Source organism: Kribbella sp. (assembly GCF_035655035.1).
Taxonomy (GTDB): Bacteria; Actinomycetota; Actinomycetes; order Propionibacteriales; family Kribbellaceae; genus Kribbella.
Genome location: NZ_DASRVN010000480.1, coordinates 1 through 13,427, shown reverse-complemented (window position 1 = coordinate 13,427; position 13,427 = coordinate 1). Strand labels below are relative to the sequence as shown.

At 69.8% G+C, this 13,427-nt stretch carries 16 protein-coding genes; 5 read left to right on the top strand and 11 right to left on the bottom strand.

Annotated elements, in window-relative coordinates:
* The 3 genes from VFF46_RS26270 to dapF form a co-directional block, all read right to left on the bottom strand.
* A partial coding sequence (locus VFF46_RS26270) for a DUF5931 domain-containing protein (RefSeq protein ID WP_325039888.1) occupies positions 1 to 371 on the bottom strand: 371 nt, incomplete at its 3' end.
* Between the two features lie 70 nt (positions 372 to 441).
* A complete protein-coding gene (gene hflX, locus VFF46_RS26265) occupies positions 442 to 1,914 on the bottom strand; it encodes a GTPase HflX (protein ID WP_325039887.1) in 1,473 nt (490 codons plus the stop codon).
* A gap of 44 nt (positions 1,915 to 1,958) precedes the next feature.
* Complete coding sequence (gene dapF / locus VFF46_RS26260) at positions 1,959 to 2,798, bottom strand: diaminopimelate epimerase (RefSeq protein WP_325039886.1); 840 nt, start codon at positions 2,796 to 2,798, stop codon at positions 1,959 to 1,961.
* A 24-nt stretch (positions 2,799 to 2,822) separates the two neighbouring features.
* On the opposite strand from dapF, the gene VFF46_RS26255 reads away from it, so the two are divergent.
* Complete coding sequence (locus VFF46_RS26255) at positions 2,823 to 3,083, top strand: hypothetical protein (RefSeq protein WP_325039885.1); 261 nt, start codon at positions 2,823 to 2,825, stop codon at positions 3,081 to 3,083.
* Here VFF46_RS26255 and VFF46_RS26250 read toward each other — a convergent pair.
* From VFF46_RS26250 to VFF46_RS26235, 4 genes are read right to left on the bottom strand one after another with little or no spacing between them, the layout of a single operon-like run.
* Positions 3,073 to 4,608, bottom strand: a complete 1,536-nt coding sequence (locus tag VFF46_RS26250) for an N-acyl-D-amino-acid deacylase family protein (RefSeq protein ID WP_325039884.1) — start codon at positions 4,606 to 4,608, stop codon at positions 3,073 to 3,075. The two genes, VFF46_RS26255 and VFF46_RS26250, sit on opposite strands and share 11 nt — an antisense overlap.
* A 4-nt stretch (positions 4,609 to 4,612) precedes the next feature.
* Positions 4,613 to 5,743, bottom strand: a complete 1,131-nt coding sequence (gene menC / locus VFF46_RS26245) for an o-succinylbenzoate synthase (RefSeq protein ID WP_325039883.1) — start codon at positions 5,741 to 5,743, stop codon at positions 4,613 to 4,615.
* Positions 5,733 to 6,368, bottom strand: a complete 636-nt coding sequence (locus VFF46_RS26240; protein WP_325039882.1) for a MurR/RpiR family transcriptional regulator — start codon at positions 6,366 to 6,368, stop codon at positions 5,733 to 5,735. Before VFF46_RS26240 ends, menC begins: the two co-directional genes overlap by 11 nt.
* Complete coding sequence (locus VFF46_RS26235) at positions 6,361 to 7,017, bottom strand: GNAT family N-acetyltransferase (RefSeq protein WP_325039881.1); 657 nt, start codon at positions 7,015 to 7,017, stop codon at positions 6,361 to 6,363. The genes VFF46_RS26240 and VFF46_RS26235 overlap by 8 nt, the downstream gene beginning before the upstream one ends.
* Before the next feature lie 69 nt (positions 7,018 to 7,086).
* On the opposite strand from VFF46_RS26235, the gene VFF46_RS26230 reads away from it, so the two are divergent.
* On the top strand, positions 7,087 to 8,169 hold the full coding sequence (locus VFF46_RS26230) for a M20 family metallopeptidase (RefSeq protein ID WP_325039880.1): 1,083 nt from the start codon (positions 7,087 to 7,089) through the stop codon (positions 8,167 to 8,169).
* Here the strand turns inward: VFF46_RS26230 and ggt are convergent.
* From ggt to miaA, 4 genes are read right to left on the bottom strand one after another with little or no spacing between them, the layout of a single operon-like run.
* Positions 8,156 to 9,955 carry a gamma-glutamyltransferase gene (ggt, locus tag VFF46_RS26225; RefSeq protein WP_325039879.1) on the bottom strand — a complete coding sequence of 600 codons (1,800 nt, stop codon included), beginning with the start codon at positions 9,953 to 9,955 and terminating at the stop codon, positions 8,156 to 8,158. The two genes, VFF46_RS26230 and ggt, sit on opposite strands and share 14 nt — an antisense overlap.
* 9 nt (positions 9,956 to 9,964) lie before the next feature.
* Positions 9,965 to 10,654: a hypothetical protein gene (locus VFF46_RS26220; RefSeq protein ID WP_325039878.1), complete on the bottom strand. Its 690-nt coding sequence runs from the start codon at positions 10,652 to 10,654 to the stop codon at positions 9,965 to 9,967.
* Between the two features lie 8 nt (positions 10,655 to 10,662).
* On the bottom strand, positions 10,663 to 11,166 hold the full coding sequence (locus VFF46_RS26215) for a SigE family RNA polymerase sigma factor (protein ID WP_325039877.1): 504 nt from the start codon (positions 11,164 to 11,166) through the stop codon (positions 10,663 to 10,665).
* The gene (gene miaA, locus VFF46_RS26210) at positions 11,153 to 12,124 is read right to left on the bottom strand and encodes a tRNA (adenosine(37)-N6)-dimethylallyltransferase MiaA (protein ID WP_325039876.1); all 972 of its coding nucleotides are present in this window, start codon (positions 12,122 to 12,124) and stop codon (positions 11,153 to 11,155) included. Before miaA ends, VFF46_RS26215 begins: the two co-directional genes overlap by 14 nt.
* Positions 12,125 to 12,245: 121 nt before the next feature.
* Here miaA and VFF46_RS26205 point away from each other — a divergent pair, with 121 nt between their 5' ends.
* The 3 genes from VFF46_RS26205 to VFF46_RS26195 form a co-directional block, all read left to right on the top strand.
* The gene (locus VFF46_RS26205; protein ID WP_325039875.1) at positions 12,246 to 12,479 is read left to right on the top strand and encodes a hypothetical protein; all 234 of its coding nucleotides are present in this window, start codon (positions 12,246 to 12,248) and stop codon (positions 12,477 to 12,479) included.
* A 42-nt stretch (positions 12,480 to 12,521) separates the two neighbouring features.
* Positions 12,522 to 12,761, top strand: a complete 240-nt coding sequence (locus VFF46_RS26200) for an antitoxin (RefSeq protein ID WP_325039874.1) — start codon at positions 12,522 to 12,524, stop codon at positions 12,759 to 12,761.
* Between the two features lie 62 nt (positions 12,762 to 12,823).
* On the top strand, positions 12,824 to 13,427 hold a 604-nt coding region (locus VFF46_RS26195), incomplete at its 3' end, for a hypothetical protein (protein WP_414673093.1).

Genomic DNA, 13,427 nt, shown 5'->3' with positions numbered 1-13,427 from the left:
CCGTCCCGCCCGCGGGAGATCGCCAGCGCGAGCACCGGTCCGGCCGCCCACACCGACGTCAGCACGGACGCACCCGCACGGATGTCCGGCAACGGCTGCGCCCAGAGCGTCGCGTACATGCAGCCGACCGTGACGATCAGGTCCGCGAACGCGAGCCGCGTGTTCCGGCGCCCCCAGCGGATGCTGTAGCCGTACGACGAGACCGCCGTCCACACGCCCATCACGGCGAGCTGCAGCACCGCGCCGTACGGCCGGACGATGCCGTCCCACAGGGTCCACACACCCAAGCACGCGAACACCCAGGTGAGCACCCGGAACACGACCAGCGCACGCCACAACGGCTGCAGCGGGTCGACTTCCGGGCGCTCCACGCGGAACAGTCTGCCAAGCCGAGGACCCTGCACGCCTGAGCCCTTCTACTCAGAGCTCAGGCTGTGCGGGCTAGACGGTCGCGTACGGCGTCAGGTCGCCGGCCAGGGCCGGGTGAACGCGGCCGGTGATGCGGGTGCCGTCGGCGGTGTGTTCGAGCTGCTCGACCGAGCCTTCGGAGTGGATCCGGGAGACCAGGTCGCCGCGGTCGTACGGGAGCAGGACCTCGACCGCGACGTGCGGCTGCGGCAGGGCTCCCTCGATGAGTTCGCGGAGCTTGTCGATACCTTCGCCGGTCCGGGCCGAGACGACGATCGCGTTCGGCTCGCGGTGCAGGATCGGCGCCAGCGCGAGCGGGTCGGCGGCGTCGGCCTTGTTGATCACCACGATCTCCGGTACGTCGGTCGCGTCGATCTCGGCGAGTACCTCGCGGACCGCCTGGATCTGCGCGATCGGGTCCGGGTGCGAACCGTCCACGACGTGCAGCAGCAGGTCCGCGTCGGCGACCTCCTCCAGCGTCGAGCGGAACGCCTCGACGATGTCGTGCGGCAGGTGCCGGACGAACCCGACGGTGTCGGTCAGCGTGAACACGCGGCCGTCCGAGGTCGTCGTACGACGGGTCGTCGGGTCCAAGGTCGCGAACAGCGCGTCCTCGACCAGCACGCCGGCCCCGGTGATCCGGTTCAGCAGCGAGGACTTGCCGGCGTTGGTGTAGCCCGCGATCGCGACCGAGGGCACCAGGTTCCGGCGGCGCTCCTGGCGCATCGTCGAGCGGGTGCTCTTCATGTCCTTGAGCGCCCGGCGGAGCTTGGCGATCTTGGTGTTGATCCGGCGCCGGTCGGTCTCGATCTTGGTCTCACCGGGACCACGGCCACCAATACCGCCACCGGCCGCGCCGACGCGGCCACCGGCCTGGCGGGACAGGTTGCCGCCCCAGCCACGCAGGCGCTGCTTCATGTACTGCAGCTGCGCCAGCTCGACCTGGGCCTTGCCTTCCTTGCTCTTCGCGTGCTGGGCGAAGATGTCCAGGATCAGGGCGGTCCGGTCGACCACCTTGACCTTGAGCTTGTCCTCCAGGTTGCGCAGCTGCGCGGGCGCCAGCTCGCCGTCCGCGATCACCGTGTCCGCGCCCAGTGCCGCGACCAGGTGGCGCAGGTCGGCCACCTTGCCGGAGCCGATGAAGGTCGCCGGGTCCGGCTTCTTCCGGCGCTGGATCACGCCGTCCAGGACCTCGGAGCCGGCGGTCTCGGCGAGCAGCTTCAGCTCGGCCAGCGAGTTGTCCGCGTCCTCGGCGCTGCCCTCGGTCCAGACGCCGACCAGCAGCACCCGCTCGAGCAGCAGCTTGCGGTACTCGACCTCGCTGATGTCGGTCAGCTCGGTCGACATGCCGACCACACGGCGGAGCGCTTGGCGCTCCTCGAGATCAAGTCCCTCAGTGGTCAGCTCGGAATCGTGACCCTGCAACGAATCGCCGGAGTCCTCGCCCTCAAGGAGGTCAAGTTCGACGTCGGAGGTCTCGTCGTATGCCTGTGAATGGGTCGTCATATGCCTTCCATGGTGGCACGGGCCACCAAGGACCGGCGACCCGTTTAAGGCAACCAGGCTAGATCGAACTCGCCCCGCGCGTGTAGTACCGCGGGACCGGTCAGTTCCAGGTGGTTGTCCGCGCGCCACGTCACGCTCACTTCACCACCCGGTACGCCGACCCGGTACGTCACCGGCCGCCCGTCGCGGGCCTGGCGTACCGCGGCCACCGTGACGGCGCAGGTCCCCGTACCGCAGGAGCGCGTCTCGCCCGCGCCGCGCTCGTACACCCGCATCTGTACGTCGCGCGGGCCCCGCCGGACGACGAACTCGACGTTCACGCCCTGCGGGAACGCGGTTGCCGGCGTCCACGTCGGCTGGTCGCAGAGGTTCCCCGGCTCGTCCAGGCTGTCGACGAACGCGACCGCGTGCGGATTGCCCATGTCCACGTGCAGCGCCGGCCACTGGTGGCCGTTGGCCTCGACCACGACTCCGGCCGCGGCGGGGAGCTTCGGTTCGCCCATGTCGACGGTGAGCGTGCCGTCGTCGTTCCGCGCGACCTCCTTGACGCCGGCGCGGGTACCGACCCGGACCCGTTTGCCGTCGATCAGGCCCGCCTCGGCGAGGTACTTCACGAACACCCGGACGCCGTTCCCGCACATCTCCGCGATCGAGCCGTCCGCGTTCCGGTAGTCCATGAACCAGTCGCCGCCGTCCTCGACGTACGACTGCTTGCCGCCCTGGATCACCCGCAGTACGCCGTCCGCGCCGAGCCCCGCGTGCCGGTCGCAGAGGAACCGGACCACGGCGTCGTCCAGCTCGCCGTGCACGGAACCGTCCGGGTCGGGCAGGATCACGAAGTCGTTCTCCGTGCCATGTCCCTTCAGCCAGGGAAACGTACTCATGCGCACAGCGTACGGTGTTCGGTTGTGGAGCAGATCGCGTACTTCTGGGAGCGGGACGATGCCGCCTCCGTCGCCGAGCGCCTGGGCGGGCAGGTACGCCGCGGGCGCTTCCACGGCGAGGACGACGACGAGGACCACCCGTGGGGCGTCGTACTGACGGACGTGGACCGCGGCGAGCTGGACGAGGTGCTGGCCGAGTACGACGGCTGGCTGGAGTCGCCTGAGCCGGATGCGTCGGCGGCTGCCCAACCTCTGCCGACAGAACCCAAACGCTTCAAGCGATGACTTGACCTGAGCGGCGCCCGGTCGGCTTGCCGGCGGTCAGGGCCGGTCGGCCCGCGACCAGCACGTGTTCCACGCCGATCGACAGCTGCCAGGGATCGTCGTACGTCGACTTGTCCGCGATCCTGGCCGGGTCGAGCACCACGAGGTCGGCGATCGCGCCGCGCCGGATCACGCCGCGGTCGGTGAGGCCGAGGCGGGACGCCGGGAGTGAGGTCATCCGGCGGATCGCCTCCGCGGGCGTGAACAGTCCGCGGTCGCGGCCGTAATGGCCGAGGACCCGGGGGAATGTGCCGAAGTTGCGGGGATGCGGGTGCCCCGGGCCGGTCGCGTCCATGATCCAGCCGTCGCTCGCGATCGCTGTGCGCGGGTGCTCCAGGACGGCCGTCACGTCTTCCTCGCGCATCGCGTGATTGATGACGCTCACGGCGGCCTGGTGGCACTCGAGAATGCGCAGCACAATCTCGGCGGCGTCCACGCCGTCACGCCGGGCGATCTCGGTCAGACTCATCCCACGACAGTCGTCGTACCGCCCAGGTGGGAGTGATGCGATCACGACGGTGTCCGGCGAGAGCAGTACGTCGGTCCGCAGCGCCTCGGCGATCCGCGCCCGCTCAGCCGGGTCGGCAAGCCGGTCGAGGAGGGCGCCGCCGGCGAGGGACCAGGCCGGGAGTCGGGTGGTGAGGGTGGTGTTGGTCGCGGTGTACGGGTAGGCGTCCCAGCCCAGGTCCACGTCGTCGACCTGGTCGAGGTGTTCCAGGGCGGTGGTGATCAGGCCGTGGTTGGACGGGCCAACGGCTTTCAGGTGGGAGAGTTCCAGGCGGGCGCCGCCGGAGCGGGCCGCGGTGATTGCCTCGTCCAAGGCGGTCAGCAGGCCGGCGCCTTCGTTGCGGATGTGGGTCGAGTACAGCAGGCCGCATTCGGCGGCGGTGGTGACGAGGGCGGCGACCTCCTCGGGCGACGCGTATGTGCCGGGAGCGTAGATCAGGCCGGTGGAGAAACCGACCGCGCCTTGGTCCGCCGCCGCCCGCAGCAGGTCTTGCATCAGCAGGAGTTCATCAGGTGACGGCGCCCGCTGCGCGGTGCCCATCGCCGCGATCCGCAGCGTGCAATGGCCGACCTGCAGCGCCAGGTTCACCGCCGGTTCCAACGTTGCAGCGAAGCCGGACAGGTCCGTCCAGGACCACTTCTGCGCGCCCAGGAACGCCGTACCGGCGCGCAACGGCTCGAGGTCGGTGACCGGGAACGGCGACCACCCGCAGTTCCCGGCGACCAGCGTGGTGACGCCTTGCGCGAGCTGCGACTCCGCGCCCGGACTTGTGCCGAGACTGAAATCCGCGTGTGAGTGCAGATCGGCGAACCCCGGTGCCACAATGTTGCCCGTGGCATCGATTACCTCTGCTTCGGAGACCGGTTCGGCCGGTGGCAGCACCGCGCTGATGCGGCCGCCCTCGACCAGTACCGTCCCGGGCGTGGGTTCGCTGCCGGTGCCGTCGGCGATCAGGCCGCCGGTCAGTGCGAGGCGCATCGAGTCACTCCTGTCCTGGGCGGAGAGTCAGTTCGCCGACCGTGTTCGCGGCGACGAGTTCGGTATCGAGCTGGTGCCCGAGGCCGGGCCCGCCGGGTACCTGGACGACACCGCCGACGGCGGTCACGGCGGGCTCGACGATGTCCCGGGCGTAGTACTTCTCCGAGGCGGACACGTCCGATGGGAGGGTGAAGCCGGGGAGGCTGGATAGCGCGACGTTCGCGAGCCGGCCGACGCCGAACTCGTGCATGCCGCCGCACCAGACCGGCACCCCGGCATCCCAGGCCCGATCATGCGCCGCGCGCGCCGCGGTCAGCCCGCCCATCCGCGACACCTTGATGTTGAGGATTCGCAGCGCTTCCAGCCGCAGCGCGGTCTCCAGGTCGGCGAGCGTCTCGATGCTCTCGTCGAGGCAGACCGGCGTACTGATCCGGCGCTGCAGCTCGGCGTGCGTCAGCAGGTCCCGGGGCGCGAACGGCTGCTCGATCATGGTCAGGTCGAACCGCTCCAGCTGCTGCAGGCGGGCGAGGTCGCCGGCGGTGTAGATCCCGTTCGCATCCACGTGCAGATCGAGGTCCGGATACGCCGTACGCACGGCTCGCACCGGTTCTACATCCCAGTCGTGGGTGATCTTGAGCTTCACCCTCGGGTACCCGGATTCGACCTGGTGCTGCACCTGTACGAGCAGGTCGTCGATCGTTGGTTCGATGCCGAGCGAGACTCCTGCGACAACCTCCTTGCGCGTTCCACCCAGGATGGTCGCAAGAGGCAGTTGCTGGACTTCTGCCCAGAGGACCCAGGCGGCGGTGTCCACGCCGGCCTTGGCGAACTGGTTGCCGCGGATCTTGGACCAGGTGCTTGCCAGGTCGGCGGGGTCGGCCCACGGACGGTCGAGGATCGCGGGCAGCAGGTACTTCGAGGCGATGTGCCAGCAGGTCTCAACGGTTTCCGGGGCGTAGTACGGATCGGACGGGGACGCGATCTCGCCCCACCCGATCGCTCCCGAGGCGTCCTCCAGCTCGACCAGGATGTGGTCCAGGAACGCCTTACGGTGCGAGCTCGTCCGGAACTCGTGCACCAGTGGCATCCGCACCCGGTGCAGCCGGGCCGCGACCACCTTCAGCTCAGTTGACATACAGCCCCAGCTCCGTGTTCAGCCGATCGCGCTCGACCAGCCGCCGCCGGGCGCCCTTCGCGCTGGCGGTGGTGAGCGTCGCGAGGACGTGCAGCACGGAGGCGACGACGGTCGGCGAGTCGACGTACGACGCGCTCCCGGTGGCGACGTAGATGCTCTGGTCGGCGATCTTCGCGAGCGGTGCGTCCTCGAAGTCCGTGATCGCGACGAGCTCCCCACCGGCCTCGGCGAACCGGTGCGCGATCTCCACCGTGTCGCGCCGGTACCGGCGGAACGAGAACGCGACCATCAGGTCGTTCGACCGGACGTCGGCCAGTACGTCGACGCCGCGTACGACGGTGCCGTCGACCAGCGTCACCTGCGACAGCCCGGCGCCGAGGTCGAACGCCAGCAGCGACGCGTACGAGAACGACTTCGCGGACCCGACGATGAACCGCCGGCGGGCCGCGACGATCCGGGCGGCCGCCTGCGCGATCGCACCGTCGGTGAGGATCTGGTCCAGCGCCGCGTCGATCGAGGCGCGTTCCTGCTCGACCACGCGGCGCTGCAGCAGCGTCGACGAGCGTCGTTGCAGGCGGGCGTCGTACCGCTCCTGAGGGCTGGTCAGCTCGCGGTTGTCACGCATCGTCGGCCGGCCCGAAGTAGTAGACGCCGGTACCGTCCGGACGCCGCCGGCACGAAATGGCGACCAGTCCCTTGCCCAGCAGCTCCTCGAACGAGCCGCGCAGATCGGTCGTTGGCACCACCAACTCAGCCACCGGGGTCGGCGCCGACGGGTGCTCGCGCGTCAGGTCCCACTCGACCACGACGCGGTCGGTGCCAGGCCCGTACATGTCCGGCGCGAACCAGCGCCCGCGGGCGCCGAGCACGTCGAGGTTGAAGTGCGCGTTGCGGATCTGCGCCGGGTCGTACGTCCAGCGCATCCGCGACATTCCGTGGCTGAGGGCAACTTCCTTCTGGGCGTGCTTGAGCATCCGGCCGAGGCCGCGCCCCTGCTGCCCGGCGGCGACCACCGCGGACTGCGAGTAGTGGTAGAACCCGCGCCGGTCGGTGGCGCAGAAGCCGTACGCGAACGCGACCAGCTCATCGCTCTCGTCGAGGATCCCGACCACCGAGCCGCCGTTGCTCGCCAGCGCCCCGAGCAGCCGCGGGTTGAGCCCGTAGGCCGGGTCGAGATACCCGAACACCTCCCGGTAGAGCGCCGACGCCTCGGCGAACCTCGACGCCGTGGTGAGCGAGACCGCGCGAAAGCTCACCTCAGAGATACGATTCATATCCCGAACCATATCCGCACTCGGCGAACTCTGATAGCGGTGGGCCGGATGATGATACGTTGACTATCCATGATGATCGAGCGACTTCGGGAGTACGTCGGCGTGGAGACGCCGACCGGTGACGCCGCCGCGCTGAACGCGTTCGCCGACCGGCTGGCGGCACGGTACGCCGAACTCGGCGCGACCGTCCGCCGCGAGCAGCACCCGACCGGCGACCACCTGGTCGCGGACTTCCCGGGCCGCGACAGCGAGGCACCCCTGCTGTTCCTGGCGCATCACGACACCGTCTGGCCGATCGGCCAGCTCGACGACGCGATGCCGTGGCGCGCGGCGGACGGGATCATCCACGGGCCGGGCGTCTTCGACATGAAGGGCGGCCTGGTCGTCCTGGAGACCGCTCTCGAACAGGTCGCGGGCCGCGAGCACCGGCCGCTGCGAATCGTGGTGGTCGCGGACGAGGAGATCGGGTCGCCGTCGGCGCGCGCGCTGGTGACCGCGTCGGCCAAGGGTGCCTATGCCGCTTTCGGGTTCGAGCCGCCGCATCCGAACGGGGACCTGAAGACGTCGCGCTGGGGCAGTACCCGGGTTCGCCTCGAGGTCACCGGCCGCGAGGCGCACGCGGCGCTGGATCCGGACAGCGGCGTGTCCGCGATCGACGAGCTGGTCGACCAGTTGATCGCCGTACGACGCGTCGTCGCCGCGCACGAGAACGTGCTGTGCAACGTCGGCACGATCAGCGGTGGCGGCCGAACGAACGTCGTACCGGGGTCCGCCGCGGCCGACTTCGGGTTCCGGTTCATGGATCCACAGACCGAACGGTCGGTCCTGGAGGCGATCACCGGACTCCAGCCGGTGCGCGAGGCCCGGCTGGAGATGCGGGTGATGTCGAACCGCCCGGCCTGGCAGCCCTCACCGGAAACCGACGAGCTGCTGGCGAAGGTGGTCACCGCCGGACGCACAGTCGGTCAGGAGATCGGCGGCGCCCCCGCTTCGGGCGCCGCCGACACGAACCTGACCGGATGGTTGGGCATCCCAACGCTCGACGGCCTGGGCCCGGTCGGCAAGGGCGCCCACGCCGTCCACGAGCAGGTGGTGGCGGCGACCCTGGCCGAACGAGCAGCCCTGGTCGCCGCCGTCATCACCGCTCTCTGACCACGCCCGCCGCTCCCCCACCCCGCCGGGTGGGTTCGGCGGCCGCGAGGATCGCGCCACCGGGCAGGAACTCGAGCGCCGCGACCGCACCGATCTCGGCGGCCGAGCTCCCCGGCGCACCGGCCGGCGTGAACGTGTGCCCGTACGGTGCCAGCGCGGCGCCGTACCGATCGATGAACGACTGCTCCGCCGTCACCGACGGCGTGTTGCGCTGCGACGCGCGCGGGGCGGCGATCGCCTGCGGCAGCGTCATCCCGCGGTCCAGCCGGTTCGTCAGCGTCTGCAGGACGGTCGTGATGATCGTCGAACCGCCCGGCGAGCCGAGCGCGATGTACGGCCGGCCGCCGCGCAGCACGATCGTCGGCGACATCGACGACCGCGGCCGCTTCCCGGCCTCGACGATGTTCGGGTCCTTCGGGTCCGGCACCGCGGAGAAGTCGGTCAGCTCGTTGTTCAGCAGGAAGCCCCGGCCCGGCACGGTGATCCCGCTGCCGCCGGTCTGCTCGATGGTCAGCGTGTACGAGACCACGTTGCCCCACTTGTCCGCGGTCACCAGATGCGTCGTCGAAAGTCCTTCGGTGTCACGGCGCTGCTCGACCGGACTGCCCTTGCCGCAGTGCGAGTACTTCCCGTCGGGCGATCCGGCCGGCACCGGTTTGGTGGCCGCCTTCTGCGGGTCGATCTGGCAGGCCCGCTCGGCGCCGAAGCCCTTCGACAACAGCTCCTTCTGCGGTACGTCGACGTACGCCGGATCCCCGATGTACGCACCACGGTCGGCGAACGCCAGCGCGGACGCCTCGAGGTAGGTGTGCAACGCCTGGGTCGTGGACAGCTCCCGCAGATGCAGCGGTTGCAGGATGTTGAGCGCCTCGCCCATCGTGATGCCACCCGAGGACGACGGGGCCATGCCGTACACGTCGAGGCCGTCGTACCGGACCTTGGTCGGCGCGCGGTCGATCGCGCCGTACGCCGCGAGGTCGCTCGCCCGCAGGTACCCGGGGAAGAACGGCAGCGTGGCGCCGGGCGCCTTCGGCGGGTTCTGGGCGACCGCCGCCATCTCACCGGCGAGCGGACCGCGGTAGAACACCGACGGGCCTTGCTGGCCGATCAGCTTGTACGTCGCGGCGAGCTCGGGGTTCTTGAACAGCGAACCGACCTGCGGCGCGTCGCCGTTCGGCAGGAACAGCTTGGCGGTCGGCACGACCTGCGCGAAGCGGTCCTTGTTCTCCAGGGTCTGCAGGCGGAACGTCGGGTCCACCACGAAGCCGTGGTCGGCCAGGTCCGCGGCCGGCGTCAGCGCCTTGCCGAGCGACAACGAGCCCCACTGCTTCAGCGCGCTGTCCCAGGTGGCGAGCGTTCCGGGTACGCCGATCGAGACACCGGACGTCACCAGCTGCGCGAACGGGTACGGCTGGTTCGTCGCCTTGTTCATGAACGCGTCGGACGGCATCGTCGCCGGCGCGGTCTCCCGGCCGTCGATCGTGAACACCTTGTGGCGCTTGGCGTTGTAGTACACGAAGTACCCACCGCCGCCGATGCCGGCCGAGTACGGCTCGGTGACACCGAGCGCGGCGGCGGTCGCAACGGCCGCGTCGACGGCGTTACCACCACGACGCAGTACGTCGAGACCGATGTTCGTCGCATTCGGATCCACCGACGACACCGCCCCGCCGTACCCGACCGCGACCGGTTCCCTGGTCGGGGCCTGGGCCTGGGCGCTGGTGGTCGCGGTGAAGGCGGTGAGAACGAGGGTTCCTGCGGACAGAGACGCAATCAGCTTCTTCACGAACTCTTCCTACCGCACCGTGCAGGAGTCGAGGAAGCGTTGGACCGCGTCATCCGGCCATTCGGCCGTGCCGGAGGGGAACGAGACCAGCAGCCAGCGGCCCGGGAGCTGCACCTGCGCGGTCAGGCGGCCGTCGAGTGTGCCGATGTGGAAGGTCTTGCCGCCCGCGGCCGTGACCCGTGGGTGCATCAGGCTGCGCGCTTGCGGGGCGGCCTGCAGGATCACCTTCGCCGCGGTGTCGGCGGTCCGCATCTCCGCCTTGGACAGGACGACGTGGTTCGCGGCGATCGGCGACTCGGCCGTCCAGCCCTTCGGGGCGAGGGTGCAGTCGATCGTGCTCCAGGGCTGACGGTTCGCGACCAGGTCGACGACCGGGGCGCCGAACGCCGAGATCGTCTGGTTGGACCGCGGGGTCGCGGGTGGCAGCGTCGACGGACCGGCCGCCGAGGCGGCGGTCTCCTGCCCGACGGAGGTGCCGGCGACCTCACTGCCGCCCCGCCACCAGTTCACCTGGTTGCCGATCGCGAGCACCAGAGCCGACGCGGCGGCGACGCACAGCACCCCGGTGGCCCGGCGGCGGCGCTTGATCCGGCGCAGCGCAAGCCGGCCGCGGGTGACGTCCGCGTCGATGTCCGCGTCCGGCAGCCCGTCGGCCGCGCGGTCCGCGAACCCCTCCAGCAGTTTCTTGACCTCGTCCATCGGCGGTCTCAGCTACTCCCCGTCTCTTCCGTCATCAGTTCCTTGAGGCGTTTCAGCGCCTTCGCTGTCTGGCTCTTCACGGTGCCTTCGGTGCATTCCAGGATCCGGGCGCAGGTCGCGACGTCGAGATCCTGGAAGTACCGCAGTACCAGGACTGCCCGTTGCCGTGGTGCCAGGTCCAGCAGCGCGTCCCGGACCGCCAGCGTGTCCGCCTGGTCCGGTACGTCGCTCAGTCGTGGCTCGAGCGTCTCCGCGGTCACCACCTCCGGGTGGCGGCCGGCCCGGCGGCGTTCGTCCAGGAAGGCGTTGACCAGGATCCGGTGGGCGTACGGGCCGGCGCCTTCGTGCTTGATCCGGTGCCAGTGCACGTAGACCCGCGTGCAGGCGGTTTGGACCAGATCCTCGGCGGTGTGCACATCCCCGGCGGTGAGCAGCAACGCCGTACGCATCAGCCGGGTGCGGTCCGCGATCAGGTACTCGCGGAACTCGGCCTCACGGTCACCCCCTCGCATCGACGATCCCGGTGTTCACCTCGACTACGCCGGCGGCGGGCGCGCGGTTGCCTCGGGCTATCACTTCCAGCGCCAGCTCCGGCAGATTCGGGGCGTCGTACGGCAGCCACGTGATCCGTTGGTCCTTACGGAACCACGAGTCCTGCCGGCGCGCGAACCGGCGGGTGGCCTGCGCGGTCCGCTCCCGGGCCTGGGCCTCGTCGATCTCACCGTTCAGCAACGCGATCACCTGCGAGTATCCGAGTGCGCGGTTGGCGGTCTTCCCCTCAATCAAACCCTTGTCCAGCAGTCCTCGCACCTCGGCCACGAATCCGGCGTCGAACATCCGGTCCACCCGGCGGTCGATCCGCTCGTCCAGGACCGGCCGCGGTACGTCGAGCCCGAGCTGGATCGCACCCTCGTACACGTAGCGGTGCTCGGGCAGCGTCGCGACGTACGGACCGCCGGTGATCTCGACGACCTCGAGGGCCCGGACGATCCGGCGGCCGTTGCTGGGCAGGATCTGCTCGGCCGCTCGCGGATCCTTCTGCTGTAGCTGCGCATGCAAGGCCCCGGAGCCGTGCGCCTCGAGCTCGGCCTCCAGGCGGGCGCGGACGGCCGGGTCGGTGCCGGGGAACACGAAGTCGTCGAGGATCGCCCGCACGTACAGCGCGGAACCGCCCGCCAGCACCGGGACCTTCGTCCTGCTGAGACAGTCGTCGATGGCCGCGCGGGCGAGCTCCTGGAACTCGGCGACGGTCGCGGTCTCGGTGACGTCCAGGATGTCCAGCAGGTGATGCGGTACGCCGTGCCGCTCGGGGTCGGTGATCTTCGCCGTACCGACGTCCATCCCGCGGTACACCTGCATGGCGTCGGCGTTCACCACCTCGCCGCCGAGGCGCTGGGACAGGGCAACGGCGAGGTCGGACTTGCCGGCCGCGGTGGGGCCGACGACCGCGACGACGAGTGGTGCAGGCATCGCTCCAGTCTGGCAGTGCCGGATTCAGACTTCGCCAAGAGGTGCAGACCGGTCTTGTGGATGACCCGGAATGTTCGGTAGTAACCATGGAGTTCGTGACATTTCTACGGGAGGACATCAAGTGACGAATTCGTTCGATGAAGAGTCGGCGAAGGACCAGCCCGAGGACGCCGAGGACCTGACCGCCGCCAAGAAGAGCGGTGGCGACATCGAGTCCCGCAAGAGCGGTGGGGACATCGAGTTCGCGGCCGACGCCGAGCCCGGCACCGGGACCGACTCCGGGGGTGACATCGAGTCCGGTGGGGACATCGAGTCCGGCGGTGGGACCACGGACAGTGGCGGGGACATAGAGTAGCTTTCCGTAAGCACTCAACTACGCAGGGATGGGAGGTCCGCGATGGGCATCTTCGACAAGTTCAAGGACACCGCCGAGAACCTGAAGGAGAAGGCAGCCGATCTGGTCGACGGTCACGGCGACAAGGTCGGCGAAGGCCTGGACAAGGCCGGCGAGTTCGCCGACGAGAAGAGCGGCGGCAAGTACGGCGACCAGATCGACACCGGGGTCGAGAAGGCCAAGGACGGTCTGGACAGCCTGGACGGCCAGAACGACGACATCCCGGACAAACCGTCTGCCTGACGTACCCGCGAGGGGCCGCAAGCGTGCTGCTTGCGGCCCTTCGCTCGTTCTAGGGTCGAGGTATGGCCATCGTCGCGCTGGTGATCGTGCTGCTGCTTGTGGTCGGGTTCGTCGCCGACCGGGTGCTGAGCGGACCGGATCGGCGGCTGTTGCGCCAGTTCCGTGCGGTACTGCGTACGTCGGACCTGTTCGACGGGATCGTGATGGCGTGCCTGCCGGTGACCGTCGGTACGGCGGAACACCCGCCGCGGGTGTCCGACTGCCCCGGCTGCCGCGCCGACGAAGTACGCCGTACGCTCGCCGACCACCCGCACGTGGTGGCGGTCGTGACGTCCGGGTCGCTGTCGTTCTGGACGCGGCCCCCGTGGTGGTCCCGCAGCGCTCCGACGCGGGTTTCGGCGTACGCGTTCGGTCGGCTGCGCGGTCTGAGGCAGGTGGAGGGCGCCTACTCGCTGCTCGGTCAACTGCGGCGCTCGCCGGTCGACCCGGACCGGATGCCGTTGAAGGCGGCGAGCAAACACAAGTTCCTGCTGTTGTTCGACGACTACTCCGGCCTGTACCTGCAGGCCCGGGTGAAGTGGGACGCGACGCTCTTCCACGAGGCGTACTCCGTTGTCTCGGGCAACGTTCCGATGCAGGCGCTGTCGCTCGCGCTGACCGCCCGCA

Excerpts from the sequence above, each read along its gene's own strand:
- hflX (WP_325039887.1), bottom strand. The coding sequence starts at position 1,914 with ATGACGACCCATTCACAGGCATACGACGAGACCTCCGACGTCGAACTT.
- dapF (WP_325039886.1), bottom strand. The coding sequence starts at position 2,798 with ATGAGTACGTTTCCCTGGCTGAAGGGACATGGCACGGAGAACGACTTC.
- VFF46_RS26250 (WP_325039884.1), bottom strand. The coding sequence starts at position 4,608 with ATGCGCCTCGCACTGACCGGCGGCCTGATCGCCGACGGCACCGGCAGC.
- menC (WP_325039883.1), bottom strand. The coding sequence starts at position 5,743 with ATGTCAACTGAGCTGAAGGTGGTCGCGGCCCGGCTGCACCGGGTGCGG.
- VFF46_RS26240 (WP_325039882.1), bottom strand. The coding sequence starts at position 6,368 with ATGCGTGACAACCGCGAGCTGACCAGCCCTCAGGAGCGGTACGACGCC.
- VFF46_RS26235 (WP_325039881.1), bottom strand. The coding sequence starts at position 7,017 with ATGAATCGTATCTCTGAGGTGAGCTTTCGCGCGGTCTCGCTCACCACG.
- VFF46_RS26230 (WP_325039880.1), top strand. The coding sequence starts at position 7,087 with ATGATGATCGAGCGACTTCGGGAGTACGTCGGCGTGGAGACGCCGACC.
- VFF46_RS26220 (WP_325039878.1), bottom strand. The coding sequence starts at position 10,654 with ATGGACGAGGTCAAGAAACTGCTGGAGGGGTTCGCGGACCGCGCGGCC.
- VFF46_RS26215 (WP_325039877.1), bottom strand. The coding sequence starts at position 11,166 with ATGCGAGGGGGTGACCGTGAGGCCGAGTTCCGCGAGTACCTGATCGCG.
- miaA (WP_325039876.1), bottom strand. The coding sequence starts at position 12,124 with ATGCCTGCACCACTCGTCGTCGCGGTCGTCGGCCCCACCGCGGCCGGC.
- VFF46_RS26200 (WP_325039874.1), top strand. The coding sequence starts at position 12,522 with ATGGGCATCTTCGACAAGTTCAAGGACACCGCCGAGAACCTGAAGGAG.